Source organism: Pseudomonas sp. RL_5y_Pfl2_73 (genome assembly GCF_963970515.1).
Classification (GTDB): domain Bacteria; phylum Pseudomonadota; class Gammaproteobacteria; order Pseudomonadales; family Pseudomonadaceae; genus Aquipseudomonas.
Window position 1 is genome coordinate 167,492 of record NZ_CAXAPD010000004.1, and the last position, 26,228, is coordinate 193,719.

The window sequence follows — 26,228 nt, forward strand, 5'->3', positions numbered from 1 at the left end:
CCAGTGTGGGAGCGAGCCGGCTCGCGATCGAGTGCGAAGCACTCGCAAGGTCTGACCTGAACCCATTCAAAAGAGGGTGCATTTCATGTCCCAAACATTCGACTACATCATCATCGGCGCCGGTTCGGCCGGTAACACCCTGGCCACCCGCCTGACCGAAGACGAAGGCGTCACCGTCCTGCTGCTCGAAGCCGGCGGCCCGGACTATCGCCTGGACTTCCGCACACAAATGCCCGCCGCCCTGGCGTTCCCGCTGCAAGGCCGACGCTACAACTGGGCCTACGAGACCGACCCGGAACCACACATGGATGGCCGCCGCATGGAATGCGGTCGCGGCAAGGGCTTGGGTGGTTCTTCGCTGATCAACGGCATGTGCTACATCCGCGGCAACGCCCTGGACTATGACAACTGGGCCAAGTTGCCGGGCCTGGAAGACTGGGCCTACCTCGATTGCCTGCCGTATTTCCGTAAAGCCGAAACCCGCGACATCGGCCCGAACGACTACCACGGCGGCGACGGCCCAGTCAGCGTGACCACGCCCAAGGCCGGCAACAACCCGCTGTTCCACGCCATGGTCGAAGCCGGCGTACAGGCCGGTTACCCGCGTACAGAAGACCTCAATGGCTACCAGCAGGAAGGTTTCGGCCCGATGGACCGCACCGTCACGCCCAACGGTCGCCGGGCCAGCACCGCACGCGGTTACCTGGACATCGCCAAGAAGCGCTCGACACTGACCATCGTCACCCACGCCCTGACCGACAAGATTCTGTTCGAAGGCAAACGTGCAGTCGGCGTGCGTTACCTGGTGGGCGCCGCTGAAGAGCGCGTCGAAGCCCGGGCGCGCAAGGAAGTGCTGCTGTGCTCCGGCGCCATCGCCTCGCCGCAGATCCTGCAACGCTCCGGCGTCGGCCCGGCCCAGTTGCTGGAAAGCCTCGACATCCCGGTGGTCCACGACCTGCCGGGTGTCGGTGAAAACTTGCAAGATCACCTGGAGCTGTACCTGCAATACGCCTGCACCCAACCGGTTTCCCTGTACCCCTCGCTGCTCTGGTACAACCAGCCGGCCATCGGTGCCGAGTGGCTGTTCAACGGCACCGGCATTGGCGCCAGCAACCAGTTCGAGGCCGGCGGCTTCATCCGCAGCCGTCCGGAATTCGATTGGCCGAACATCCAGTATCACTTCCTGCCGGTGGCGATTAACTACAACGGCAGCAACGGCGTGAAGGAACACGGTTTCCAGGCGCACATGGGCTCCATGCGCTCGCCAAGCCGCGGCCGTATCCAGGCCACGTCCAAGGACCCACGCCAGCACCCGAGCATCCTGTTCAACTACATGGCGACCGAGCAGGACTGGCAGGAGTTTCGCGATGGCATCCGCCTGACCCGTGAGATCATGCAGCAGCCGGCGCTCGATCCGTTCCGTGGTCGTGAGATCAGCCCGGGCATCGAGGTGCAGACGGACGAGCAGTTGGACCAGTTCATCCGCGAGCATGCCGAAACCGCGTTCCACCCGTCCTGCTCGTGCAAGATGGGCACCGACGACATGGCGGTGGTGGACGGCGAAGGCCGCGTGCATGGCATGCAAGGGTTGCGCGTGGTGGATGCCTCGATCATGCCGATCATCACCACCGGCAACCTGAACGCACCGACGATCATGATCGCCGAGAAAATCGCCGACAAGATCCGCGGCCGCAAGCCCCTGCCACGCAGCACCGCGCCGTACTACGTGGCCGGTAGCGCACCGGTCAAGGGCAAGCCAATGCGTGAGGTTAGCAACTCTGCCCAGTAACATTCGACAGGCACAAAAAACCGCCAATCCTTATGAAATGGCGGTTTTTTTGTGCCTGTTTTTTCAATCGCCAGTCGCCCTCCCGACCCAGCGAAAATAAAATTCGGCAACATATATAAACTTGTCAAGTTAACCCCCCCTCTCTACTATCCGCGCACTTTTCAATACAGTTAGGATTGCAGTAATTGAAGGACCAAATTACGGCAGATGCTCCGTCAGTCGTCAGCGATTTTCGTGAACGGATACATAAAGAAACCTGCATTAACCTTGACTTTGGTTACTTGAACGGTGCCATTGAGTCATGGTGGATGAGGAATAATCATCAACCCACCCATACACTTAAATTGCAATTGCTGTGCCTTTTCCAAACCTACCTGCGCAACGAAGACACGTTGTACTTCGATAAGGTCGGCCTGGCCGATGAAGGCGTGGCAGCGGTATGCATCAAGAATATCTTCAGGCTGGACTCCCCAAAGCTTGCACTTACCGCACACGAAGCGCTGGCAGAGCTGTTCTACCTGACCGATATCAAATATGACTATGAGGAGCACAAGGCGCTCTATCTAAAACCATCGGCAGAGCAATACAAAGAATGGGGTAATGGCTACGGAGATATCACGCCGCACTCCGACGACCTGTATGAACATATGCATATTGTTTATTTGGCATTGACAGTATGTCGCGACACTACCCATACACCGACGACTTATTACTTCCCTCGCGACCTGATCGACAATCTCAGTGACGACGAACTGGCAACGCTGCTCACTATGCAAGCAATATTTACTTCCGGTAAAAACGTGAATGGTTTCAAGGAACGAATTCGCAACATCGTCACTTATGACTCACTTTACGGCTATCAGTTTTCGCTGGACTTTCGTATTGACCAGCACTGTGGCGAACGCATGCGCGCGATCAATGGTGGGCAGCACGTCCTGGACAAAATGCGGGCCGGGATCGCCCACGCCAGGCATCACGTATCTACAGCGCAAACAGGCACCTTCCTGATCATGGCCAACCACAAGCTCCTGCATGCCCGACCGACGCTAAATATCAGTGTCGACACAGTTCGCAAACACTCGGCTACACCGACCCTCGGCACGACACCGCGCCTGCTATTTCGCAGCAAAGGCCCCAGAAAATACTATTACCCGCTGGACGAAAGCCCTGGCGTCATAGAGGACAACCCATGACTGCCGATATACAGCCGACAAACTCATTGCCGCACAGGGTCTTCAAAGAAGGCGCTCGCGATGCCGTTACCTTTGGTATCGCATTCGTTTTTCTTTATTTATCGATTGGTATTCTCGGTGCCACGCAAACCCTGTCCTGGGGCCAGACCCTGGCGACGACGTTATTGATTTTTTCCACGCCACTGCAGTTCTTGCTCGTACAAAACCCACATGATGGCTGGTTGCTGGTTCCAATCATTATCGTACTCAACGCCAGATTCGTCTTGCTCTCGGCGGCGATAGCACCACACATCAGAGACACCTCCACCGCAAAAATCACCGCCTCATTGATTCTGATCACCCCGTCGATCTTTACGGCGTTCATGACCCGCCTGAAACATCGAAACGACTACCCCTTCAGTTACATGATCGGTGTCGGGCTGCCCATATTCGTCGTGTCGATCATCTGCACTTGTATCGGTTTCATAGCCGGTGCAGAGCTTGCGTCACCGTTCGTCTATGCGGCCATGGCGATGTTGCTGCCCCTCCAATTCACGGCTCTGGCAGGGAAGCACTGGCCTCATTATGCAGAGGTATCGAGCTATTGGCTTGGGTTCATCGGCGCGCCATTGCTGGTTCTGATGTTCAGGGACTACAGCCTGCTCCTGACACCGTTTGTCATCGGAGCCGGCATGGTGTTGGTTGAAAACCGACGCAAGGCCAGGGAGACCACAACGCCATGACGCTCTGGCTCCTGATAGTTTTCTCGGCGCTTTGCGCCTTCGTTTTTCGCGGCCTGCCGTTTGTCTTCAAGAACAGCGCGGCACTCACGCAGACAGAGGGGTCGTTGTATCGGTTCATCAGCTACAGCGCACAAGCGATGCTGGGCGTCATCGTCTATGACACCGCCTTCGATAAACGCGATGCGTTAAGCCTGGTGCAGGAGTTCCAGACGCTCGATGGGGTGAAACTGGTCCTGTTGTCGTTAGCCTTTGTCGTGGTCATAAAAACAAAAAGAATACTGCCCAGTTTCTTCGCCTGTCTGCTGGCTTACCTCGCCGCGCTCCTTTACCTCCATTAGCCTCGATTCCGACCCAGCATACAAATACCTTTGACGAGAGTTTATTCTCGCGCCAAAGGTATCGTGTTCGACCTCTTCTTGATCCCTCCCCCGCCCAGGCCTACTCTAGAGCCGCCGCGTCAACACGCCGCACCTCGCTGCATCGCCACTCCAGACAAGGAGGTTCCATGTTCGACTTCCACCCCCAGCTCAAGCAGCGTTTTGCTGCCTTGCGCACGGGCGCTGAATTCTTTTCCCTGCGTTACGTGCGCGAGTCCGGCCAGCACCTGTCAGTGCGCAAGAATGTCGCCGAACCACCCAGCCTGGGCCGTGATGAAGGGGCGATGCTCACCGTGCGGGTCAACGGGGTCGAGGCGTATGCCGCTACCAACGACCTGTCCCAGGTCGGCCTGCAAGCGGCACTCGAACGCGCCGAGCAACATGCTCGCGGGCTCAAGCCCCATGCCCTGCTGGACCTGCGTGAGCAAGCGGTGTCCAGCGAACGCGCCGATTATTTCTCGCCGAATTTCGACCAGGCCTTCGCGCCACTGAGCGATTGCTACCAGTTACTCGGCGACGAGTCAGCCGCAGTGCCCCAGGACGAGCGCCTCGTGAACTGGCAAGCCAGCATCGGCCTGACCCAGGTCGAGCAGATCTACCTCAACAGTGCTGGCGCTGAACTGCGCCAGGCTCAACGCTTCATCTACCCGGCCCTGGAAGTCACCGCCTTCGACGGGCACGACAGCCAGACCCGCACCCTGGGCCGGGAAAACTTCGGCCAGCAAGGCGGCTTCGATGTGATCAGTCGTAGCGGCCTGATTGGCGCCGGGCTGAAAATCGCCGACCAGGCCCTGCAATTGCTGCTGGCGCCAAACACGCCCCAAGGCCCCCGCGACCTGCTGCTGATGCCCGACCAGATGATGCTGCAGATTCACGAGTCCATCGGTCATCCGCTGGAGCTGGACCGCATCCTGGGGGACGAGCGCAATTACGCCGGCACAAGCTTCGTCAAGACCAGTGATTTCGGCCACTTGCAATACGGTTCCAACCTGCTGAACGTGACCTTCGACCCGAACATTCCCGAAGAACTGGCGAGCTACAGCCATGACGACGATGGCAGCGCCGCCAACAAACAGTTCCTGATTCGTGAAGGCCTGTTGCTGCGTCCACTGGGCGGTGCACTGTCCCAGTTTCGCGCCGGCCTCGACGGTGTCGCCAACAGCCGCGCCTGCGGCTGGAATCGTCCGCCCATCGACCGCATGGCGAACCTGAACATCGAACCCGGCGACCAGTCCCTGGAGCAACTGATCGAGGGCACCGAGCGCGGCGTGCTGATGCGCACCAACCGCTCGTGGTCCATCGACGACGCCCGCAACAAATTCCAGTTCGGCTGCGAATGGGGCCAGTTGATCGAGAACGGTGAGCTCACGGGTGTGGTGAAGAACCCCAACTACCGCGGCATTTCCGCACAATTCTGGAAGAACCTGCGCGCCGTGGGCGATGCCAGTACCCTCCAGGTCCTGGGCACGCCGAACTGTGGCAAGGGCGAACCGAACCAGGCTATCCGCGTCGGCCATGCGTCGCCGGCCTGCGTGTTCAGCAACGTTGATGTGTTTGGGGGGGATGCCTGATATGAGCACCGTCAATACTCAGGCCGAAGCATTCAAAGTGTTGGTCGACTGGCTGCGCGCGGCCCTGCATGAGCCGGAACAGTTCACCTTAGGCTATGCCGCCGAGTCCTCGGCCTTCGTGCGTTTCAACCACGCCAAGGTGCGCCAGGCCGGGCAGGTGCAGCAGGCCAATATCAATTTCAAATTGATCGACGCCGGACGCCACGCCGACTTGCAGATCACCCTGTCCGGCGACACCGAGACCGACCTGCAACGCCTGTCCGAAGGCCTGCAACAGCTGCGCGAAACCTTGCCGCTGCTGCCCCGCGATCCGTATCTGCTGCTCAACCACAACCACTGGCAGAGCCATAACGTGCAGGACCATCCACTGCCGGACACTGAGCAGGCCGTGGCGCAAATCACCCGCGCCGCCGCAGGCCTGGACCTGGTGGGATTCTATGCGGCCGGGCCCATCAGCCGAGGTTTCGCCAGTTCGTCGGGAGCGTTCGGCTGGCACCAGGCCAACAGCTTCAACTTCGATTTCAGCCTCTTCCATGAAAACGGTCAGGCGGTGAAAGCCAGCTACGCCGGGCATGCGTGGAGCAGCGAAGGATTTGCCCGACGCTTCGAGCAGGCCCGCGAGCAACTGGCGTTTCTCGGCCTCCCGTTGCGCACGTTGCCGCCCGGCGAGTACCGCGCCTACCTGGCGCCGGCCGCCCTGGAAGAGATCATGGGCATGCTCAGTTGGGGCGGTTTCTCGGCCCAGGCGATTGCCAGCAAGCAGAGCCCGTTGCAGAAGTTCTACGCCCACGAAGCAGGCTTGAGCCCCAACGTGTGGCTGAGCGAGCAGGTCAGTGGCTCCTTGAGCCCGGCGTTTTCCGACGAAGGCTATCCCCGTGACGACCTGGAGCTGATCGCCAAGGGCACGGCCAATGCGCAACTGGTCAACTCTCGCAGCGCCGCCGAATACGGCCTCACCGCCAACGGCGCCAGCAGCTACGAATACCCCACGGCGCTGGACATGCAGGGCGGGCAACTGGAGCAACAAGACATCCTCGAGCAACTCGGCACCGGGCTGTACATCAGCAACCTCTGGTACCTGAACTACTCGGACCAACCGGCCGCCCGCCTGACCGGCATGACCCGCTTCGCCACGTTCTGGGTCGAGAACGGCCGGATCGTAGCGCCGGTCAGTACCATGCGCTTCGACGACAGCGTCTACAGCCTGCTCGGCTCGCAACTCGAAGGCCTGACCCGAGAGCGGGAACTGCTGCTCTCGGCCAGCACCTACAGCCAGCGTGCCACAGCCTCGATGTTGCTGCCGGGGGCGCTGGTCAAGCGGTTGACCTTGACGCTGTAAAAGAGCATCGCGGGCAAGCCTTGCTTCCACAGGATGTGCGCCGTACAGGTGGGAGCAAGGCTTGCCCGCGATGACGCCAACAGACACCCGAACACAAACCAGAGGCCCCATGCCCGACCGCGCACCGCTCGACGCCGTCACCGCCCGCTGGCTTCCGTGGGTGGTGGCGATTGCCTTCTTCATGCAGTCCCTGGACGGGACCATCCTCAACACCGCCCTGCCCGCCATGGCCAGCGACCTGGCGGAAAACCCGTTGCGCATGCAGGGCGTGATCATTGCCTACATGCTCACCGTGGCGTTGTTGATCCCCGCCTCGGGCTGGATCGCCGACCACTTCGGCACCAAGAAGATTTTCTTCGGGGCGATCCTGTTGTTCAGCTTCGGCTCGTTGCTGTGCGCCTTGTCCAGTTCGTTGAGCATGCTGATCGGCGCCCGGGTCATCCAGGGCCTGGGCGGTGCGCTGATGCTGCCGGTGGGCAGGCTGGTGGTGCTGCGAGCTTATCCGCGCTCGGAACTGGTGCGGATCATGGGTTTCATCACCATCCCCGGCCTGCTCGGCCCACTGATCGGGCCGACCATGGGCGGTTGGATGGTCGAGTACCTGACCTGGCACTGGATCTTCATCATCAACCTGCCGGTGGGCGTGATCGGCTGTTATGCCGTGTGGAAGTTCATCCCCGACCTGCGTGGCAGCGAACGGACGCGGTTCGATGGGCTGGGGTTCCTGCTGTTCGGCGCAGCGATGGTGCTGATCACCATCGCCATGGAAGGCCTGGGTGAACTGCATTTGCCGCACCTGCGGGTGATGTTGCTGCTGTTCGGCGGCATGGCCTGCCTGGCGGCCTATTGGTTGCGGGCCGGGCACGTCGAGAACGCGCTGTTCCCACCGTCACTGTTCAAGACCCGGACCTTCGCCGTGGGCATTCTTGGCAACCTGTTCGCGCGCCTGGGCAGCGGCGCCCTGCCGTTCCTGGTGCCGTTGCTGCTGCAAGTCGCCCTGGGCTATTCACCGTCCCAGGCCGGGATGAGCATGCTGCCCCTGGCGGCGGCGGCCATGGTTGCCAAGTCCGTGGCCCGGCCGCTGATCGAACGCCTGGGCTATCGCATCGTCCTGACCGCCAACACCCTGGCCCTGGGCCTGATGCTGGCAAGCATGGGCCTGGTCAACGAACAGACGCCGTACTGGCTGCTGCTGGCGCAACTGGCGGTGCTGGGGGCGATCAACTCGCTGCAATTCACCGCGATGAACACCGTGACCCTGATCGACCTGGACGACGCCAGCGCCAGCAGCGGCAACAGCCTGCTGTCGGTGGTGGCCCAGTTATCCCTGAGCCTCGGCGTGGCCTGCGCCGGCGCCCTGCTCGGCGGCTTTACCGCCCAGGTGGGCAACGATGGGGTAGAGACCGTGCTGGGGGCGTTCCAGCTGACGTTCGTGACGGTGGGGGTCATGGCGATGCTGGCGGCAACGATTTTTTCCCAGTTGTCGCGCGAAGACGGGCGACGAGTGAAACGTCCGGATGAACATGTCGAACATTAACGGGCGAAATCCCCCCCACTGGAGCCTCGAAGCTATGTAGGTGCCGTGTAGGCGCTGTGTAGGAGCTGTGTAGGAGCTGTCGAGTGCAACGAGGCTGCGATCTTTCCCAAAACATTGAATCTCAAGCGAAAGATCAAAAGATCGCAGACTTCGCCAGCGCCTACAGAGCCCAGCGGGAGCAAGCTCCCTCGCCACAGGGAATTCGCCCGCTTCAGACCTGCGCCACAGCTCGTCCAGAACTTTCGAAGAAAGTGGCACGAGGCTGCTACACTGCGCGACATTTTGTTTTGCAGGCCAGTCCCGTGACCACCATTGCCACCGCTTTTAATACTTTGCCGCTGTCCGCCGCCATGCTGGCTAACCTCGAATCACTCGGTTATGCCCAGATGACGCCGATCCAGGCGCAAAGCTTGCCGGTGATCCTCAAGGGCATGGACCTGATCGCCCAGGCCAAGACGGGTAGCGGCAAGACCGCCGCTTTTGGCATCGGCCTGCTGAACCCGATCAATCCGCGCTTCTTCGGCTGCCAGGCGCTGGTGATGTGCCCGACCCGTGAACTGGCCGACCAGGTCGCCAAGGAAATCCGTCGCCTGGCCCGCGCCGAAGACAACATTAAGGTCCTGACCCTGTGCGGCGGCGTGTCCTTCGGCCCGCAGATCGCCTCCCTCGAACACGGCGCCCACATCATCGTCGGCACGCCAGGGCGCATCCAGCAGCACCTGCGCAAGGGCTCGCTGGTCCTGGACGGCCTCAACACGTTGATCCTCGACGAAGCCGACCGCATGCTCGACATGGGTTTCTACGACGCCATCGAAGACATCATCCAGCAGACCCCGGAACGCCGTCAGACGCTGCTGTTCTCCGCCACCTACCCGGTGGGCATCAAGCAACTGTCGTCCAAGTTCATGCGTAACCCGCAGCAAGTGAAGGCCGAGGCGTTCCACTCCGACGCGCAGATCGAGCAGCGCTTCTACGAAATCTCCCCCGAGGAGCGCATGGACACCGTGGTCAAGGTCCTGGCGCATTTCCGCCCGGCCTCCTGCGTGGCGTTCTGCTTCACCAAGCAGCAGGTCCAGGAAACCGTCGACCACCTGACGTCCAAGGGCATCTCGGCCGTCGGCCTGCACGGCGACCTGGAACAACGCGACCGCGACCAGGTACTGGCGATGTTCGCCAACCGCAGCACCTCGGTGCTGGTGGCCACCGACGTGGCGGCCCGCGGCCTGGACATCGATGCCCTGGACATGGTGATCAACGTCGAACTGGCCCGGGACTCGGAAATCCACATCCACCGCGTCGGCCGCACTGGCCGCGCCGGTGAGAAAGGCATCGCCATCAGCCTGGTGGCGCCGTCCGAAGCCCACCGCGCCCAGGCCATCGAGCAACTGCAGAAGTCGCCCCTGAGCTGGGACCAACTGGACAACCTCAAGCCCCAGGGCGGCGGCCCGCTGCTACCGACCATGAGTACCCTGTGCATCGGCGCCGGCCGCAAAGACAAAGTCCGCCCCGGCGATATCCTCGGTGCCCTGACTGGCGAGGCCGGCATCCCCGGTGCCCAGGTCGGCAAAATCGCGATCTTCGATTTCCAGGCCTATGTAGCCGTGGAACGCGGGATCGCCAAACAGGCCCTGCAACGCCTGAACGATGGCAAGATCAAGGGGCGCTCGTTGCGGGTGCGGATCCTGTAACCGATCGCCCCCCTACAAAGATCCCTTGTGGGAGCGGACTGTGTAGGAGCAAAGCCTGCTCCCACACACCCCGCTCCCACATTGTTTGTCGGTGAATATTAAATTTGTGTGAGGACACCGTTTTGCGCTCTACCGAAGTCGTGATCATTGGTGCTGGCGCCGCGGGATTGATGTGCGCGCTGACCGCGGCCGCGCGCGGGCGGCAGGTGATGTTGCTGGACCACGCCAACAAGGCCGGCAAGAAAATCCTCATGTCGGGCGGCGGGCGTTGCAATTTCACCAACATGTACACCGAGCCAGGCAATTTCCTTTCGCAAAACCCGCACTTCTGCAAATCGGCCCTGGCCCGCTACACCCAATGGGACTTCATCGCCCTGGTGGCCAAGCACGGCGTGCCCTATCACGAGAAAAAGCTCGGCCAGTTGTTCTGCGATAACAAGTCCAGCGACATCCTCGGCCTGCTGCTGGAGGAATGCGAGGAGGCCGGCGTCAGCCTGCACCTGGACACCTCGATCACGCAGATCGAAAAAGCCGACGGCGGCTACCGGCTGCAAACCATCCTCGGCGCCATCGCCTGCCAGTCCCTGGTGATCGCCACCGGCGGGCTGTCGATCCCGACCCTGGGGGCGACCGGTTTCGGTTATCAGGTGGCGAAACAGTTTGGCCATGCGTTGCTGCCGACCCGCGCCGGCCTGGTGCCGTTCACCATCACCGATCAACTCAAGAGCCTGTGCACCGAACTCTCGGGCACGTCGGTGGATTGCCTGGTGAGCTGCAACGACCAGAGCTTTCGCGAGAACATCCTGTTCACCCACCGCGGCCTCAGCGGCCCGGCGATCCTGCAGATTTCCTCGTTCTGGGAATCGGGGGACACGGTTCAGATCAACCTGTTACCCGACCACGACGTACCGCAATGGTTGCAACAGCAGCAGGCCGAACGCCCCAACAGCGAACTCAAAACGTTGCTGGGCGAGTTGTTCACCAAAAAAATGGCCAATCTGCTGGCGGACACCTGGTTCGCGTCCAAACCCATGAAGCAATACACCCACGCGGAGCTGGCAGACATCGCCGAGAAACTGGCGAGCTGGAACGTCGTCCCCGCCGGTACCGAAGGCTACCGCACCGCCGAAGTCACCCTGGGTGGCGTCGACACCCGGGAAGTCTCGTCCAAGACCATGGAATCGCTGAAAAGCCCCGGCCTGTATTTCATCGGCGAAGTGCTGGACGTCACCGGGCACCTGGGCGGGTTCAACTTCCAGTGGGCGTGGGCGTCGGGGTATGCGGCGGCGCAGTACGCCTGAGCCTGCTTTTGTGGCAAGGGAGCTTGCTCCCGCTGGCTCTGTAGGAGCTGCCGAAGGTTCGGGCCGCGTTCGGACGATCTTTGGATCTTTCGCTTGAGAATCAAGCGTCAGGGGAAAGATCGCAGCCTCGCTTCGCTCGGCAGCTCCTACAGGCCATCGCGAGCAAGCTCCCACAGAGGTTCGGGGTACATGCCGGAACACTTTTTGCTGTCGGATGTGATCGTCGCCATTGCGTCGGCGTCATTACTGCCTCAATTTAGCGTCATTGCCCGTCAGGCCTATGCACTTCATGTCAGCGAACTCGTTTAGCCAATCTTTGCGTCGCCTTTGGGCGTTGGATAAGTTCAGTTATAGCGTGCGGGTCTTCATCGCCCTGACCGGCAGCATGGGGCTGTGCTGGTACCTGGATGAAATGGCGCTGCTGATTCCCTTGTTCCTGGGCATCATCGCCAGTGCGCTGGCCGAGACCGATGACAGTTGGCAGGGCCGCCTCAATGCGCTGGCCGTTACATTGGTGTGCTTCAGCGTTGCCGCGCTGTCGGTAGAACTGCTGTTCCCCTACCCCATCCTGTTCATCATCGCCTTGGCCCTGGCAGCCTTTGGACTGACCATGCTTGGTGCCCTGGGCGAGCGCTATGGCGCCATCGCCTCAGCCACGCTGATTCTTTCGGTCTACACCATGATCGGCGTGGACCAGCGCGGCGGCGCAGTCACGGATTTCTGGCATGAACCCCTGCTGCTGGTCACCGGTGCCGCGTGGTACGGCTTGCTGTCGGTACTGTGGCAGGCGTTGTTTTCCAACCAACCGGTGCAACAAAGCCTGGCGCGGCTGTTTCGCGAGCTGGGGCGCTACCTGAAACTCAAATCGTCGCTCCTGGAGCCGATCCGCCATTTGGACGTCGAAGGCCGACGCCTGGAGCTGGCCCAGCAAAACGGCCGGGTGGTCGCTGCGCTCAACAGCGCCAAGGAAATCATCCTGCACCGCGTGGGCAATGGCCGCCCCGGCTCGAAAGTCAGCCGGTACCTGAAACTGTACTTCCTGGCCCAGGACATCCACGAACGCGCCAGCTCTTCTCACTACCCCTACAATGCCCTGGCCGAGGCCTTCTTCCACAGCGACGTGCTGTTCCGCTGCCAGCGCCTGCTGCGCCAGCAAGGCAAGGCCTGCCAGGCACTGGCCGAGTCGATCCAGCTGCGCCAGCCGTTCGTCTACGACGACACCTTTGCCGAGGCCCTCAACGACCTGCACGCGTCCCTCGAACACCTGCGCATCCAGAGCAACCCGGCCTGGCGCGGCTTGCTGCGGTCGTTGCGAGCCCTGTCGGCCAATCTTGCCACCATGGACCGCCTGCTCAGCGACGCGAGCAACCCCGACGCCCTGGCCGACGCCACCGACAGCAGCCTGCTCGACCGCTCGCCGCGCAACCTCAAGGATGTCTGGCTGCGCTTGCGCACCCAGCTCACGCCCACTTCACTGCTGTTCCGGCATGCCCTGCGCCTGCCCCTGGCCCTGAGCGTGGGCTACGCCATGGTGCATCTGATCCACCCGTCCCAGGGTTACTGGATCATTCTCACCACGCTGTTCGTCTGCCAGCCCAGCTACGGCGCCACCCGGCGCAAGCTCGGCCAGCGGATTATCGGCACCTCCATCGGCCTGACGGTGGCCTGGGCGCTGTTCGATCTGTTTCCCAACCCGTTGGTGCAATCAAGCTTCGCCATTGCCGCCGGGGTGGTGTTCTTTACCAACCGCACCACCCGCTACACCCTGGCGACGGCAGCGATCACCGTCATGGTGCTGTTCTGCTTCAACCAGGTGGGCGACGGCTACGGGCTGCTGTTGCCGCGGCTGTTCGATACCTTGCTCGGCAGCCTGATTGCCGGGCTTGCGGTCTTCCTGTTCCTGCCCGACTGGCAGGGTCGTCGGCTGAACAAAGTGCTGGCCAATACGCTGACCTGCAACAGCACGTACCTGCGCCAGATCATGCAGCAATACGCCGCCGGCAAGCGCGACGACCTGGCCTATCGCCTGGCCCGACGCAACGCCCACAACGCCGATGCCGCGCTGTCCACCACGCTGGCCAATATGCTGATGGAGCCGGGGCATTTCCGGAAGGAAGCCGATGTGGGCTTCCGCTTCCTGGTGTTGTCCCACACCCTGCTCAGTTACTTGTCAGGCCTGGGCGCCCACCGGGGCACCGAGCTGCCAACCGAAGTACGCGAACAGCTGATCGACGGTGCCGGGGTGAAACTGGCGGCGAGCATCGACGAAATCGCCCAGGGCCTGGCGAGTAAAACGCCCATTGTGGTTCAAAGCGACGAGGAGGAAGCCCTGGCCAATGAGCTTGAGCAGATGCCCGATGAAATTGACGAAGGACAGCGGTTGGTGCAGACGCAGTTGGGGTTGATCTGCCGTCAGCTCGGTCCGTTGCGGACCTTGGCGGCGCATCTGGTCAAGGACACTGGCGAGGCTTGAGGGTTGTGGTGAAGGGCCGGCCCCTTCGCGAGCAAGCCCGCTCCCACAGGAGTACGCATTCCAAATGTGTGTGGGGCTTGCTCGCGAAGACGCCAGTCCAGGCAACTCAACCTTCAAATAAGCTCACATCCCATGTTGCTTGAGCAACCGCGCATAACTCCCATCCGCCTTCATCGCCGCGATCTCCCGATCAAACCCCGCCACGATCTGCTCGTGCTCCGGGTTCTTCAGGCTGACCAGGATGTGCAGGCTGTTTTCACTCAATGCCTTGGGCAAAAATTCCACGGCGTTACGCACCATGGCGGATTCACGGGCCAGGTAATAGCGGGCAACGTACTCGTCTTCCAGGGTCAACTTCACACGGTCGGCAGCCAGCATGCGCACCGCCATGACGAAGTTATGCACTGGGACTTTCTGCATCTGCCGGTCTTCATCGAAGTCCTTGGCATAGGCATAACCGCGCACTACGGCGATGGGATAGGCCCGCAGCTGTTGCAGGCTGTCGAACTGGACCGCTTCGTCCTTGCGCTTGATGAAACGTACACGGTTGAGCAGATACTCGGCCGAGAACTGGCCGATATGAGTGCGATCCTCGCTGTACCAGGCGTTGACCAGCACGTCATAGCGGCCCTCGCCGATGCCCAGCATCGCCCGGGCCCAGGGCACCAGTTCAAAGTCCGTAGCATAGCCAGCCCGGGCCAGGGCCGTGCTGACGATGTCGGTCGCCAGGCCACCATTGATCAACGTGGAATCGGTAAACGGCGGCCAGGCATCAGCGACCAGACGCAGCTTTTGCGCGCAGGCCTCGTAGCTCAGCAACAACAACCCGATCAATGCAAGAGCTCGATGCAATCGCGGCATGCCAAACGTCCTTGACGGGTTCAAAGCCCGGTTTGTTTTTAGCCGAAACTCAACGGATATCCTCAGATATCCGGTCCTAACATTAGCTTATTGGAACCGCTGCGCAGGGCTGTCACGAAGATTACACAAAGACGACAGCACAGCGACACAGGAATGATGGCATTTTAGCCTCTATCACAGATTTTCCACTCGACCGAGAAAGAGACTTCTGGGCCAAGCTCGCTTAATATCGGCATCAGGTTCTTCAGGAAATTCAAAAAAAATGGATATCGAGTGGGTCTGTAAACATCACAGTAACCTGAGCAAGGAACAGCTGTATGCCATCCTCAAATTACGGGCCGAAGTGTTCGTTGTCGAACAGAACTGCGCCTACCCGGACGTGGACGGCCTGGACCTTGAAGGCGACACCTGCCATTTGATGGCCTGGCAGGACAACCACCTGGTGGCCTACCTGCGCTTGCTCGACCCGCACTCGCAAAACAGTGACGTGGTGATCGGGCGCGTAGTCATCGCGCCGCAAGCACGCGGCCAGGGGCTGGGTCACACGCTGATGGAGCAGGCGCTCAAGCAGGCCGAGAAGCACTGGCCCGGCACGTCGATTTCATTGTCGGCCCAAGCGCATTTGCAGGGGTATTACGGGCGGTACGGGTTTGAAGTGGTGGGTGTGGAATATCTGGAGGATGGGATTCCGCACATTGGCATGCATCGGCCGTAGGAGCTGCCGCAGGCTGCGATCTTTTGATCTTGAGCTTTCGCATTTCGCTTTCGCTTGAGATTCAAGCGTCTGGGGAAAGATCGCAGCCTCGTTGCACTCGTCAGCTCCTACACAGCTCCTACGCGGCTCCTACGGGTACTCAAGCACCGCCTTGATCCGCTGCAAATTCCCCTCGATCCACCCCCGATCGATCGCCCCCCAATCGCGAATCCGATAATGCCCGGCATGATTGCGCGCGCCGTCCTCTTGCTCGAACTCACAAACGATATCCAAGTCCGCCAGCGCGGCGATGGTGTCCTGGGCGGTGCGCCGTGGCATACCGGTGGTTTCGGTGAGGGCCGGGACGTTGCTGGCGACGCCGCTGTCGATCAGGTAAGCCACGTACAAGCGACGGTAGAAGCTGGTCTTGGTCTTGCTGACATCCATTCGGTCATTCCTTATGGGGCTGCAGATCCCGCCAGGTCAGGTACACCCGCAGGTCGAATTCCAACTGGTGATACCCCGGCAGCATGTGCTCGCAGAGTTGGTAGAAGGCCTTGTTGTGGTCCGACTCCTTGAAGTGCGCCAGTTCGTGCACCACGATCATCTTCAGGAACTCCGGCGCCGCGTCCTTGAACAGCGCCGCAATGCGGATTTCCTTCTTGGCCTTGAGCTTGCCGCCCTGCACCCGCGACACCGCGGTATGCAGGCCGAGGGCGCGGTGGGTCAGGTCCAGGCGACTGTCGAACAACACCTTGTCGATGGCTGGCGCGTTACGCAGGTATTGTTGCTTGAGGTCCAGCGCATAACCGTACAGGGCCTTGTCGCTCTGGATCGGATGTCGGCCCGGATAGCGCTGTTGCAGGTAATCGCCCAGTCGGTCCTGGGCGATCAATTGTTGCACTTGGGCTTGCAGGGCGGCGGGGTAGGCCTGGAGGTATTTGAGCGCGGTCATCAAGGGGCAACACAGTCACAAGAGGCCGCCAGTGTAGCGAATTCAAGCCTGCACCGCGCTCCAGTCGAACGGCGTGGCGAAGGCATTGGTGTCTTCGGCCATCAAGGGCCGCGCCACGAGGAACCCCTGCACGTATTCACAGCCATGGGCCTGCAGCCACTCATATTGCTCGCAGGTTTCCACCCCTTCGGCAATCACCCGCAAGCCCAGTTGCGTACACAGGTCGATCACCGAAGCGGCCAACGCCGCATCCCGGGGCGATCCCGGCAGGCGGGCGATCAAGTGCCGGTCGAGCTTGAGGGTATCGAGTTCAAGGTCGCGCAGATGCGTCAGCGAACAGGGGCCCGAACCAAAGTCATCCAATGCCACCCGCACCCCGAGGTGACGCAGCAGGCGCAATTGCTTTTGGGTTTCCTCGGGGTTGCGCATCAGCGCATCCTCGGTCACCTCGACCTCCAGCTGCCTGGGCTTCAAGGCATGGCGCTCCAGGACCTGGCGCAACTCGGTCACCAGATTGGGCATGCCGAACTGAGTGCTGCTCAGGCTCACCCCCAACACCAGGTCGTCAGCGAACAAGCGCTCCCAGACTTTGCGCTGGGCCGCGCTGCGATGATAAATCCAACTGCCCAGGCGACTGATCAACCGCGCCTCTTCCAGCAAGGGCAGGAACAGGCCCGGTGGAACATCACCGACACTGGGGTGCTGCCAGCGCAACAACGCCTCGAACCCGCGGATCCGCCCATCGATGATGCTCACCTGCGGTTGGTAGACCATATTGAAGTCGCGGTTCTCGATGGCCGAGCGCACGCTCTCTTCCAGCATCAGCCGTGAACGGGCCCGACCGTTCATTTCATGATCGTAAAAACGGTATTGCTGGCGGCCGGCCCGCTTGGCTTCGTACATGGCGATGTCGGACGCCCGCAGCAACCCATCGAGATTGGCGCCGCAATCGGGGTACGTCGCGATGCCGATGCTGGCCCCCAGTGCGACGTCCATGCCTTCGATCTGCTGGCAGATCGCGACCCGCTCGATGAGTTTCTCGGCGATCTTGGCCGCTTGCTCGGCGAATTCCAGGTCCAACAGCGCCGTGAACTCGTCCCCGCCCAGGCGCGCCAGGATATCGAAGGGGCGCAGGCACGCCTTCAACTGCTCCGACACCCAGCGCAACACCCGGTCCCCGGCATCGTGCCCCAGCGAGTCATTGACCCGCTTGAAGCCATCGAGGTCCAGATACAGCAACACCCAGTTGCTTTCCAGGCGCTCGCTGCGCATCAACAGGTTTTCTGCGGTCTGGTAGAACCCCCGGCGGTTGAGCAAACCGGTCAGCGGGTCCGTGACAGCCTGGTATTCGAGTTGCTGGTGCAAGTGGCGAACCACGGACATGTCCTGAAGGGTCACCACCATCGCCTTCTGCTCCGACGGCAACGGCGCACAGGACAAGGCCACCGACACCTGCTGGCCGGGCGCCGTGCGCAGGACCGCATCATGCAATCGCCAGGTTTCACCCCGACGATAGGCGTTATGGATATCAGAATCGAGCCACTCGGGGATGTGCGGTTTCTGCAGGAAATTCAGCAACGGCATGCCCTGCAATTGCTCGGCAGTAGCATTGAGCAAACGGCAGGTAGACGGGTTGGCGAAGCGAATACAGCCATTCTCATCCACCACCAGGATGCCTTCGGCGGCATTGTCCAGCACCGAGGCATTAAAGGCCCTGGCCGCTTCGAGATCCTGGCTCAGGCGCTGCAAGGCCCGGCGATTGCGCTGGTGCTCGAGCAACGCCTGGACTTTGGGCTTGAGGATTTGCGGGTCGAAGGGTTTGAACAGGTAATCCACGGCGCCACTGGCGTAGCCCTTGATGACCGCATCCTGGGATTGCTCGTTGGCCGTCAGGAAAATGATCGGCGTGAGCCGCGTGCGCTGGCTGCCGCGCATCAGGCGCGCCACTTCAAAACCGTCCATCTCGGGCATCTGCACATCCAGCAGAACCAGATCGATGTCGTGTTCAAGCAGGAGGTTAAGCGCCTCGACCCCCGAGGACGCGGTCATCACTTGCCAATCCTGACGCTGCAACAAGGCTCGCATGCTGAGCAGGTTTTCAGGGTAATCATCAACAATCAAAAGGACAGAGCTGTCTTCGCCGAGCGGTGGTTGCACGCATTCCATGCTGCTTCTCTTATCGGGCGCCACGTCCGTTTTTACGTAGCAAAGCGGACAAATACTGTCCCCTCACTCTAGACCGGGATTGTGGAAAGCAGTAGGTATCAACGCGCCATCATCCAGACAAAGCCCGAAATAGCCGACTAACGGTCACCCTCCTCGGGCACAGAAACTGCAATGCCACCCTCGACGGACAATTGACGTCAATCATCCGCCGGAGGGTGACTCAAAACCCCCTTCCTGCGCGATCACCCCACCAAACGCTCGGAGTAGAGCCTCCCGCTTTTGGCACTCAGCACTTTTACACCCGTTACGCAGGATTCGACCATGATCGACCTCAACACTTGGAACTTGAGCATCCCCGAAGGCAGCCCCGCCATCACCATCGAAACGCCTCGGCTGGCCCAGGGATTCAAGGATGAATATTTCCACTCCGACACCGGTACGCTGTTCTTCTGGGCGCCGGTGACCGGCACCAAGACTGCAAACGCGGTATATCCACGCAGCGAACTGCGGGAAACCTACAGCGACGGCACCTTGCGCAACTGGCTGTACCCGGCGGCGGACAACATCCTGCGTGCAGCGGTAACCGTCAACCAGGTGCCCAGCAGCGGCAAGATCGTGATCGGTCAGATCCACGCCAAGGACAGCCCCCGTCCGATGGTGAAACTGGAGTACCAGTACAAAACCTATAGCTCCACCGGCAACATCGTCGCCAAGGTGCGCATACGCCCCGACGACGAATCCGGCCAGGTCATCACCATCGCCACCGGCGTGAAGCTCGACCGCAGCTTTACCTACATGATCCACCTCAGCCCGAAGGGTGCACTGGGCATCAGTGCGGCGGGCTACAACTGGAGAACCACTATCGACCCGACCTGGAAGGTCAAACCGCTGTATTTCAAAGCGGGCGTCTACGTGCAGGACAACACTGGCTACACCACCGAAGGCGGCAAAGTGACGTTCAGCCTGCTGGAAATCAAACACACCGCCCGCTAAGCGCACACTTCCCCGCCCCCATTAGCAGCATGGAACGCTGCTATCGGTCCATCCTCGAAGCCCCCCACTTCAGTTTTTTTGCCCGCGCCCGACGCAAGAACCAAATAGCCACCACCCAAGAGTTCCGAAAAAAATCGGGGAAGCCGACCAGCGGTCGTTTGACTCGGGCACAAAAGCGACAAACACAACTCTGACGGACTGTTGACGCCAACCCTCCGCCGGACGACCGTGCCAAACACTCGTCCGCGCCCCCCCTTCCGGCCTCAGCAAAAGCGCGTCTTAGAGCCTCCGGCTGTGGCGTAAATCATTTCTTCTTCTCAGAAAGGATCCGAACATGGTCGACCTAGCAACCTGGAACTTGAGCATCCCCGAGGGCAGCCCGCCGAAAACCATTGAAACGCCTCGGCTGGTGGATGGGTTCAAGGATAAATATTTCAACTCCGAAGGCAGCACGGTGTATTTCTGGTCACCGGTGACCGGCACCAAGACAGAGAACGCCATTTACCCGCGCAGCGAATTACGAGAGACCTACAAGGACGGCACCTTGCGCAACTGGGTCTATCCCGACGCCGACAACCAGCTACGGGCAAGTTTGGTGGTCAATCAGGTGCCCAGCAGCGGCAAAATCGTGATCGGACAGATCCATGCCAAGGACAGCAGCAAGCCCATGGTCAAGCTGGAATACCAATACAAGGAAGACAGCTCCACCGGGAACATCGTCGCCAAGGTCCGCATGCGGCCTGATGACAGCGAAGGCAGGGTGATTACCGTTGCTACGGGGGTGAAGCTGAACCGGTCCTTCTCTTACCGAATTCATCTTGATCGTTCCGGCGATCTTGGCATTACCGCTGCCGGTCATAGTTGGTACACCACCGTCGGTGGCGCCTGGCGCGACAAGCCGTTGTATTTCAAGGCTGGGGTGTATGTGCAGGACAACAGCGGTTACACCAGCGAAGGTGGAAAAGTGACGTTCAGCGTGCTGGATATCGATCACAACACCTGAAATTTCACTTCCGATAATCTCGTAGGAAATCCCCTCTTGTGGCGAGGGGATTTATCCCCGCTGGGCTGCGAAGCAGCCCCCTCTTTCCGTCAGCCCCACCGCATGTGCCGACTTTACGGCGGCTGCGCCCCCCGAGCGGGAGCAAGCTCCCTCGCCACAGGGGGGCGGTGCGTCCTACAGGTCGATTTTGGTCTCGAAAATCTCCTCTATAGTTCGGCTTGTCTGCTGGCTTTGGTCAGTGGGCGGGGGTTTCGCAGCCCTGGTGAGTTAGAATCACGACCGTCAAAAATCGACATAGGCGAATCCTGCCTACGTTCGGCTTTTCATGGCGGCTGTGTGTGGGAGATCTTCGGGTCTGCCGGGTTTCTCTAACTCCTCGGTCTGCGAACCCGCACATGGCTGCCACCCAATTTGTTTCGCAGCAAACGGTGGTAAGTACTTTTTCTTGAGTTAGAGGTTTGTCATGAAAACTGAACAATTGCTAAGCCGTTTCACGCCACTTACCCCGATCGCCACCACCCAACCCATCCTGTTCATCGACAGCACCGCCCCATTGACTGAACTCCACGCCTGCGCCAGCGAACGCTTACATGCCACGCTCGACTACTTGACGCTCATGGCCTGCGCCACCCTGCGCGATTCGGCCGCCAGCGACTTCAATACCCTCACCAACGTCGCCCGGATCCTGGTTCAGGATGTCACCGATGTGTTTGGTGTCATTGAACAGCGCGGCCTCGAAGGAGAATAGAATATTGCGGGCATATCCATTGCTGCGGTAACGGCTGCTTAGGGTTCCGCCCTGACGGCGGGTCACTTTCGAAAAGCGCGAAAGTAACCAAAGCGCTCCTGCCCCACCACTCGGTGCCTCGCCTAGGCTCGGCATGCCCTCACTCCGGCATTGCTCCGTGGGCCCGCCGCGAAGGGCCATCCATGGCCCAGCGCGGCTACCTCGGCATCCATGCCGAGGTGCCCACTGCGCAATGCCTGCGTTCGGCCATCGTGGTTAACGGGGCGCCGAGACCAACGTCCTTTCCGAGGCGGCCTAGTAGCCGACCTGGCTCTTGCGGTCGTATACCCATCAGCTCTGTTTGAGCAGGACCTGTGGGAGCAAAGCTTGCTCGCGAGGCGCGCCTGACAGCCGACCTGGCTCTCCCGGTCGTACACCCATCAGCTCTGTTTGAGCAGGACCTGTGGGAGCAAAGCTTGCTCGCGAGGCGGCCTGACAGGCGACTTGGCTCTCATGGTCGTGATCCGATCCAGTTGTGCGAGCCTGCTCGCGAAGAGGCCGGTACATTCATCGATTGAACCACCGCCATCGCGAGCAAGCCCATCTCTAATCCCCCTGCAAAGTCGTCAAGGATGACAGGAGGTCATGTGCATATTCTTTTGAGCAGAGTAGGATTAAATCCCATCTTATCCAGGAGGCTTATCATGCGTAGCACTCAACAGTTCAGCATCACGCTGCCTAACCAAATGGCTGACGTAGTGAAAGCCAAGGTGGCTGCAGGCGAGTACGCCACTGAAAGTGAAGTCATTCGTGATGGCCTCCGGGCGCTGTTGGCTCGTGATCGTGCTTTGGAAAACTGGCTCCTAGGCCAAGTAGCCCCAGCTTACGACGCCTTGAAAGCTGACCCCTCGCGGACCCTAAGCATTGATGAGGTGCGCTCCCGATTGGCGGCAGAGCACCAGAACACCACTGTAAAATCGTAAATGGCCTATCCCGTCGAGTTTGCACCGGAAGCCCTTGAGCAGTTAGCTGCGCTCTATCGCTACATTGCCACAGCGGCGTCGCCGGAAATTGCCCATCGGTATACCGACGCCATCGTGTCCTACTGTGAAGAGCTACAGACATTCCCGCACCGAGGGAACCAGAGGGACGATATACGCCCGGGTTTGCGCATCACAAACTACCGTAAACGGACCGTGATCGCCTTTGCCGTTGAAGCCGATCAGGTTTCCATTTTGGGCGTTTTTTACGGCGGACAGGACTTTGAGGGCGCTTTGCAGAGTGATCTGGACGATTGACGCAAGCCCGCCCGCGAAGAGGCCGGCACATTCAGCATTGATGCAAGCAGACCCACCGCCATCGCGAGCAAGCTTTGCTCCCACAGATCTAACGGGTGTACGACCGGGAGAGCCAGGTCGGCTGTTAGGCCGCCTCGCGGTGGACGTTGATCTCGGGCGCCCCGTTAACCACGATGGCCGAACGCAGGTATTGCGCAGTGGGCATCCCGGCATGGATGCCGGGATAGCCGCGCTGGGCCATGGATGGCCCTTCGCGGCGGGCCCACGGAGCAATGCCGGAGTGAGGGCATGCCGAGCCCTAGCGAGGCACCGAGTGGTGGGGCAAAAGCGTTTTGCTTACTTTTGCGCTCTTCAAAAGTGAGCCGCCGTAAGGGCGGAACCATAAGTAGCCGTTACAAAAAAAACGGATATACACACAAAGCCAAGAAACCCACCCATAGAAAACCCGCATCACTGCGGGTTTTCTAACAACGCTAAAACATCAATTAACCTTAGCGTTCAACTCACCCTTCAAATACCGCTGATACATAGCCTCCAGAGAGATCGGCTTGATCTTGGAAGCATTACCCGCCGTACCAAACGCCTCATAACGCGCAATACACACATCACGCATCGCCGTCACAGTCGCACCGAAAAACTTACGCGGATCAAACTCACTCGGATTGGTCGCCATCAACCGGCGCATCGCACCAGTGGAGGCCAGACGCAGATCGGTATCGATGTTGACCTTGCGCACGCCATACTTGATGCCTTCGACGATCTCCTCAACCGGTACACCGTAGGTCTCTTTGATGTCGCCACCGTACTGGTTGATGATCGCCAGCCACTCTTGTGGAACCGAGGAAGAACCGTGCATCACCAGGTGGGTGTTGGGGATGCGCTTGTGGATTTCCTTGATACGGTCGATCGCCAGCACGTCGCCGGTTGGCGGCTTGGTGAACTTGTAGGCGCCGTGGCTGGTGCCGATGGCGATGGCCAGGGCGTCGACCTGGGTCTTCTTGACGAAATCCGCCGCTTCTTCCGGGTCGGTCAGCATCTGGCTGTGGTCCAGCACGCCTTCGGCGCCGATGCCGTCTTCTTCACCGGCCATGCCGGTTTCCAGCGAGCCCAGGCAACCCAGCTCACCTTCCACCGACACGCCGCAGGCGTGGGCCATGGCGACGGTCTGCTGGGTGACGCGTACGTTGTACTCGTAGTCGGTCGGGGTCTTGCCGTCTTCGCCGAGGGAACCGTCCATCATCACCGAGCTGAAGCCCAGCTGGATGGAACGCTGGCAGACGTCCGGACTGGTGCCGTGGTCCTGGTGCATGCACACCGGGATGTGCGGGAATTCTTCGATCGCTGCCAGGATCAGGTGACGCAGGAACGGCGCGCCAGCGTATTTGCGGGCACCGGCCGAAGCCTGGACGATCACCGGAGAGTCTGTCTTGTCAGCGGCTTCCATGATGGCGCGCATCTGCTCAAGGTTGTTGACGTTAAAGGCTGGAACGCCGTAGCCGAACTCGGCTGCGTGGTCCAGCATCTGACGCATGCTGATAAGTGCCATTGTGTCTCTCTCCCGGTCGAGGGTCGTTAATCGTGCCAGCCTGCCGGAGCGGCGGCGGCTATTCAAGTCATTGCGGATCGGGGGTCGGCCCGAGCGGCGTGTTCGGTGTTGCAAAATCTCAAAACGTATAGAGGTCCCTGTGGGAGCGGGCTTGCTCGCTCCCACATCAGATCTCAGTGGATCAATCAGCCTTGCAGCCACGCCCAATCAAGTCATTGGTGGCGACCCAATACACCAGGCCTTCCTCACCCTTGACGTGAAACGCCAGCATGTCATCGCTGTACAGTGAACCTTCAGCACCCGGCTCAAGCTTGAGGCGATAAACCTTATCGGCGCCGCCCAGGCGTACATCGACGTCCTTGCGGGCGGCGTCGGTGTAGCGCCAGAGCACTTTGGCCTCGCTGTCACAGGTCCAGGTCGTCCAACCTTCAACAGGTTCAGACGTGCGCAAAAAGTCCAACTGCGCACAACCGCCCAGCAATGCCAACGCCACAACGGCGATCAAGCCTTTCATCGGTGTTCCTCGACTGACGACGCGCGCCGCCAGCCATGAGTAAAAAGTCTGACCCATCAAGGACACCCATGTTCCTTGATCGGGGTTTGCGTCTCGTATTTGTCCAGGCCATCCGGCCCGGAACGCTTGTTCAGCACAGGGTTGGTCTCGGCCTGCCAGTCGGCCTGGTAGCAGCCCTTTTCAGGCGGCGCCCCGGTCTCGGGCGCCGTTTCCTTCGAGCTGCTCGAACAGGCCGCCAGCACCGTTGCGGCCAACAGCAACGTGAACGTCTTGACCATCAGAACACTCCTTTGCCTGGTCAATGGCGCTTCAGGCCTTGGCCCGGCTTTCCAGGACTTCTACGGCAGGCAGCACTTTGCCTTCGACGAACTCGAGGAATGCGCCGCCGCCGGTAGAAATGTAGGAGATCTGCGAGGCCACGCCATATTTGTCGATGGCCGCCAGGGTGTCACCGCCACCGGCGATGGAGAACGCAGCGCTTTGGGCGATGGCTTGGGCCAGCACCTTGGTGCCGTTGCCGAACTGGTCAAACTCGAACACACCGACCGGGCCGTTCCACAGGATCGTCTTGGAAGATTTCAGCAGCTCGGCGAAGTTGGCGGCGGTTTGCGGGCCGATGTCGAGGATCATGTCGTCCTCGGCCACGTCATCGATCAGCTTGACGGTGGCGGTGGCGCTTTCTGCGAATTCCTTGGCTACGACCACGTCTACCGGCAACGGTACGCTGACCTTGGCGGCGATTTCCCGGGCGGTGTCCAGCAGGTCCGGTTCGTACAGGGATTTGCCGACCGGGTGACCCGCAGCGGCGAGGAAGGTGTTGGCGATGCCGCCGCCGACGATCAACTGGTTGCAGACCTGGCTCAGGCTGTTGAGCACGTCCAGCTTGGTGGAGACCTTGGAGCCGGCAACGATGGCAGCCATCGGCTGGGCCGGGGAGCCCAGGGCCTTGCCCAGTGCGTCCAGTTCAGCAGCCAGCAACGGGCCTGCGGCGGCGACTTTGGCGAACTTCGCCACGCCATGGGTCGAACCCTCGGCACGGTGGGCGGTGCCGAACGCGTCCATCACGAACACGTCGCACAGGGCGGCGTATTGCTGGGCCAGTTCGTCGGCGTTCTTTTTCTCGCCCTTGTTGAAGCGTACGTTTTCGAACAGCACGACATCGCCGGCCTTCACGTCCACGCCGCCCAGGTAGTCAGCGACCAATGGCACGTCACGGCCCAAGGCACGGCTCAGGTAATCGGCTACCGGCTTGAGGCTGTTTTCGGCCGAGAACTCGCCTTCGGTCGGACGGCCCAGGTGGGAGCAGAGCATCACGGCCGCGCCTTTTTCCAGGGCCAGCTTGATGGTCGGCAGCGAGGCCAGGATACGCGCGTCGCTGGTGACAACACCGTCCTTGACGGGGACGTTGAGGTCTTCGCGGATCAGTACGCGCTTACCTTGCAGATCGAGGTCGGACATCTTCAACACGGTCATGGGTCGCA

Annotated in this window: 24 protein-coding genes; 16 read left to right on the forward strand and 8 right to left on the reverse strand. The window is 60.5% G+C overall.

From position 1 onward, the window contains the following. The first annotated feature begins 85 nt into the window (after positions 1-85). From betA to yccS, 10 genes are all read left to right on the forward strand, one after another. Entirely contained in the window at positions 86-1,789 is a 1,704-nt protein-coding gene (betA, locus tag AACY42_RS05485; RefSeq protein WP_339477411.1) for a choline dehydrogenase, read from the forward strand. Positions 1,790-1,974: 185 nt separating this feature from the next. Further along, positions 1,975-2,982 carry a hypothetical protein gene (locus tag AACY42_RS05490; protein ID WP_339477414.1) on the forward strand — a complete coding sequence of 336 codons (1,008 nt, stop codon included), beginning with the start codon at positions 1,975-1,977 and terminating at the stop codon, positions 2,980-2,982. Beyond that, a complete protein-coding gene (locus AACY42_RS05495) occupies positions 2,979-3,704 on the forward strand; it encodes an AzlC family ABC transporter permease (RefSeq protein ID WP_339477417.1) in 726 nt (241 codons plus the stop codon). Before AACY42_RS05490 ends, AACY42_RS05495 begins: the two co-directional genes overlap by 4 nt. After that, a complete protein-coding gene (locus tag AACY42_RS05500) occupies positions 3,701-4,042 on the forward strand; it encodes an AzlD domain-containing protein (protein WP_339477419.1) in 342 nt (113 codons plus the stop codon). The genes AACY42_RS05495 and AACY42_RS05500 overlap by 4 nt, the downstream gene beginning before the upstream one ends. Positions 4,043-4,209: 167 nt before the next feature. After that, entirely contained in the window at positions 4,210-5,652 is a 1,443-nt protein-coding gene (locus tag AACY42_RS05505; RefSeq protein ID WP_339477421.1) for a TldD/PmbA family protein, read from the forward strand. 1 nt (position 5,653) lies between these two features. Further along, positions 5,654-6,991, forward strand: a complete 1,338-nt coding sequence (locus AACY42_RS05510; RefSeq protein WP_339477424.1) for a TldD/PmbA family protein — start codon at positions 5,654-5,656, stop codon at positions 6,989-6,991. Positions 6,992-7,100: 109 nt separating this feature from the next. Continuing rightward, positions 7,101-8,528, forward strand: a complete 1,428-nt coding sequence (gene mdtD / locus AACY42_RS05515) for a multidrug transporter subunit MdtD (RefSeq protein WP_339477427.1) — start codon at positions 7,101-7,103, stop codon at positions 8,526-8,528. 350 nt (positions 8,529-8,878) lie between these two features. Beyond that, a complete protein-coding gene (gene dbpA / locus AACY42_RS05520) occupies positions 8,879-10,216 on the forward strand; it encodes an ATP-dependent RNA helicase DbpA (RefSeq protein ID WP_339477676.1) in 1,338 nt (445 codons plus the stop codon). A 122-nt stretch (positions 10,217-10,338) separates the two neighbouring features. Then, positions 10,339-11,517, forward strand: coding sequence for an NAD(P)/FAD-dependent oxidoreductase (locus AACY42_RS05525; protein ID WP_339477430.1), 1,179 nt, complete (start codon positions 10,339-10,341; stop codon positions 11,515-11,517). 289 nt (positions 11,518-11,806) lie between these two features. Beyond that, positions 11,807-13,990, forward strand: coding sequence for a YccS family putative transporter (gene yccS, locus AACY42_RS05530; protein WP_339477433.1), 2,184 nt, complete (start codon positions 11,807-11,809; stop codon positions 13,988-13,990). Between the two features lie 123 nt (positions 13,991-14,113). Here the strand turns inward: yccS and AACY42_RS05535 are convergent, their stop codons facing one another. Then, positions 14,114-14,851, reverse strand: coding sequence for a substrate-binding periplasmic protein (locus AACY42_RS05535; protein WP_339477436.1), 738 nt, complete (start codon positions 14,849-14,851; stop codon positions 14,114-14,116). Between the two features lie 262 nt (positions 14,852-15,113). On the opposite strand from AACY42_RS05535, the gene AACY42_RS05540 reads away from it, so the two are divergent. Then, positions 15,114-15,566, forward strand: a complete 453-nt coding sequence (locus tag AACY42_RS05540) for a GNAT family N-acetyltransferase (RefSeq protein WP_339477439.1) — start codon at positions 15,114-15,116, stop codon at positions 15,564-15,566. A gap of 129 nt (positions 15,567-15,695) precedes the next feature. On the opposite strand, the gene AACY42_RS05545 is transcribed toward AACY42_RS05540, so the two are convergent. The 3 genes from AACY42_RS05545 to AACY42_RS05555 are packed head-to-tail and all read right to left on the reverse strand — an operon-like array spanning position 15,696 to position 18,666. Continuing rightward, on the reverse strand, positions 15,696-15,992 hold the full coding sequence (locus tag AACY42_RS05545; RefSeq protein ID WP_339477442.1) for a winged helix-turn-helix domain-containing protein: 297 nt from the start codon (positions 15,990-15,992) through the stop codon (positions 15,696-15,698). A gap of 4 nt (positions 15,993-15,996) precedes the next feature. Beyond that, positions 15,997-16,500 (reverse strand): M48 metallopeptidase family protein, encoded by a 504-nt coding sequence (locus AACY42_RS05550; RefSeq protein WP_003206376.1) that lies wholly within the window; start codon positions 16,498-16,500, stop codon positions 15,997-15,999. A gap of 42 nt (positions 16,501-16,542) precedes the next feature. After that, on the reverse strand, positions 16,543-18,666 hold the full coding sequence (locus AACY42_RS05555) for a putative bifunctional diguanylate cyclase/phosphodiesterase (RefSeq protein ID WP_339477445.1): 2,124 nt from the start codon (positions 18,664-18,666) through the stop codon (positions 16,543-16,545). A 321-nt stretch (positions 18,667-18,987) separates the two neighbouring features. Between AACY42_RS05555 and AACY42_RS05560 the strand changes: the two genes are divergently transcribed. From AACY42_RS05560 to AACY42_RS05580, 5 genes are all read left to right on the forward strand, one after another. Further along, on the forward strand, positions 18,988-19,659 hold the full coding sequence (locus AACY42_RS05560; RefSeq protein WP_339477448.1) for a polysaccharide lyase family 7 protein: 672 nt from the start codon (positions 18,988-18,990) through the stop codon (positions 19,657-19,659). A gap of 334 nt (positions 19,660-19,993) precedes the next feature. Beyond that, a complete protein-coding gene (locus AACY42_RS05565) occupies positions 19,994-20,662 on the forward strand; it encodes a polysaccharide lyase family 7 protein (protein ID WP_339477451.1) in 669 nt (222 codons plus the stop codon). Positions 20,663-21,125: 463 nt separating this feature from the next. Beyond that, positions 21,126-21,410 carry a hypothetical protein gene (locus AACY42_RS05570; protein ID WP_053182665.1) on the forward strand — a complete coding sequence of 95 codons (285 nt, stop codon included), beginning with the start codon at positions 21,126-21,128 and terminating at the stop codon, positions 21,408-21,410. Positions 21,411-22,093: 683 nt separating this feature from the next. Further along, positions 22,094-22,372, forward strand: a complete 279-nt coding sequence (locus AACY42_RS05575) for a ribbon-helix-helix domain-containing protein (protein ID WP_339477455.1) — start codon at positions 22,094-22,096, stop codon at positions 22,370-22,372. Further along, positions 22,373-22,687, forward strand: a complete 315-nt coding sequence (locus tag AACY42_RS05580; RefSeq protein ID WP_339477458.1) for a type II toxin-antitoxin system RelE/ParE family toxin — start codon at positions 22,373-22,375, stop codon at positions 22,685-22,687. 481 nt (positions 22,688-23,168) lie between these two features. Here the strand turns inward: AACY42_RS05580 and fba are convergent, their stop codons facing one another. The 4 genes from fba to AACY42_RS05600 form a co-directional block, all read right to left on the reverse strand. Then, positions 23,169-24,233 carry a class II fructose-bisphosphate aldolase gene (gene fba, locus AACY42_RS05585; protein WP_003177554.1) on the reverse strand — a complete coding sequence of 355 codons (1,065 nt, stop codon included), beginning with the start codon at positions 24,231-24,233 and terminating at the stop codon, positions 23,169-23,171. A 181-nt stretch (positions 24,234-24,414) separates the two neighbouring features. Beyond that, a complete protein-coding gene (locus AACY42_RS05590) occupies positions 24,415-24,747 on the reverse strand; it encodes an MliC family protein (protein ID WP_339477460.1) in 333 nt (110 codons plus the stop codon). Between the two features lie 56 nt (positions 24,748-24,803). After that, the gene (locus AACY42_RS05595) at positions 24,804-25,025 is read right to left on the reverse strand and encodes a hypothetical protein (RefSeq protein WP_339477462.1); all 222 of its coding nucleotides are present in this window, start codon (positions 25,023-25,025) and stop codon (positions 24,804-24,806) included. 31 nt (positions 25,026-25,056) lie between these two features. Next, positions 25,057-26,220: a phosphoglycerate kinase gene (locus AACY42_RS05600; protein WP_339477465.1), complete on the reverse strand. Its 1,164-nt coding sequence runs from the start codon at positions 26,218-26,220 to the stop codon at positions 25,057-25,059. Positions 26,221-26,228: the final 8 nt, after the last annotated feature.

Coding starts and splice junctions, on each gene's coding strand:
- AACY42_RS05565 (WP_339477451.1), top strand. CDS start 19,994: ATGGTCGACCTAGCAACCTGGAACTTGAGCATCCCCGAGGGCAGCCCG.
- AACY42_RS05550 (WP_003206376.1), bottom strand. CDS start 16,500: ATGACCGCGCTCAAATACCTCCAGGCCTACCCCGCCGCCCTGCAAGCC.
- mdtD (WP_339477427.1), top strand. CDS start 7,101: ATGCCCGACCGCGCACCGCTCGACGCCGTCACCGCCCGCTGGCTTCCG.
- AACY42_RS05590 (WP_339477460.1), bottom strand. CDS start 24,747: ATGAAAGGCTTGATCGCCGTTGTGGCGTTGGCATTGCTGGGCGGTTGT.
- AACY42_RS05595 (WP_339477462.1), bottom strand. CDS start 25,025: ATGGTCAAGACGTTCACGTTGCTGTTGGCCGCAACGGTGCTGGCGGCC.
- AACY42_RS05535 (WP_339477436.1), bottom strand. CDS start 14,851: ATGCCGCGATTGCATCGAGCTCTTGCATTGATCGGGTTGTTGTTGCTG.
- AACY42_RS05500 (WP_339477419.1), top strand. CDS start 3,701: ATGACGCTCTGGCTCCTGATAGTTTTCTCGGCGCTTTGCGCCTTCGTT.
- AACY42_RS05545 (WP_339477442.1), bottom strand. CDS start 15,992: ATGGATGTCAGCAAGACCAAGACCAGCTTCTACCGTCGCTTGTACGTG.
- betA (WP_339477411.1), top strand. CDS start 86: ATGTCCCAAACATTCGACTACATCATCATCGGCGCCGGTTCGGCCGGT.
- yccS (WP_339477433.1), top strand. CDS start 11,807: ATGTCAGCGAACTCGTTTAGCCAATCTTTGCGTCGCCTTTGGGCGTTG.
- AACY42_RS05575 (WP_339477455.1), top strand. CDS start 22,094: ATGCGTAGCACTCAACAGTTCAGCATCACGCTGCCTAACCAAATGGCT.
- AACY42_RS05600 (WP_339477465.1), bottom strand. CDS start 26,220: ATGACCGTGTTGAAGATGTCCGACCTCGATCTGCAAGGTAAGCGCGTA.
- AACY42_RS05560 (WP_339477448.1), top strand. CDS start 18,988: ATGATCGACCTCAACACTTGGAACTTGAGCATCCCCGAAGGCAGCCCC.
- AACY42_RS05570 (WP_053182665.1), top strand. CDS start 21,126: ATGAAAACTGAACAATTGCTAAGCCGTTTCACGCCACTTACCCCGATC.
- AACY42_RS05510 (WP_339477424.1), top strand. CDS start 5,654: ATGAGCACCGTCAATACTCAGGCCGAAGCATTCAAAGTGTTGGTCGAC.
- AACY42_RS05540 (WP_339477439.1), top strand. CDS start 15,114: ATGGATATCGAGTGGGTCTGTAAACATCACAGTAACCTGAGCAAGGAA.
- fba (WP_003177554.1), bottom strand. CDS start 24,233: ATGGCACTTATCAGCATGCGTCAGATGCTGGACCACGCAGCCGAGTTC.
- AACY42_RS05495 (WP_339477417.1), top strand. CDS start 2,979: ATGACTGCCGATATACAGCCGACAAACTCATTGCCGCACAGGGTCTTC.
- dbpA (WP_339477676.1), top strand. CDS start 8,879: ATGCTGGCTAACCTCGAATCACTCGGTTATGCCCAGATGACGCCGATC.
- AACY42_RS05505 (WP_339477421.1), top strand. CDS start 4,210: ATGTTCGACTTCCACCCCCAGCTCAAGCAGCGTTTTGCTGCCTTGCGC.
- AACY42_RS05555 (WP_339477445.1), bottom strand. CDS start 18,666: ATGGAATGCGTGCAACCACCGCTCGGCGAAGACAGCTCTGTCCTTTTG.
- AACY42_RS05580 (WP_339477458.1), top strand. CDS start 22,373: ATGGCCTATCCCGTCGAGTTTGCACCGGAAGCCCTTGAGCAGTTAGCT.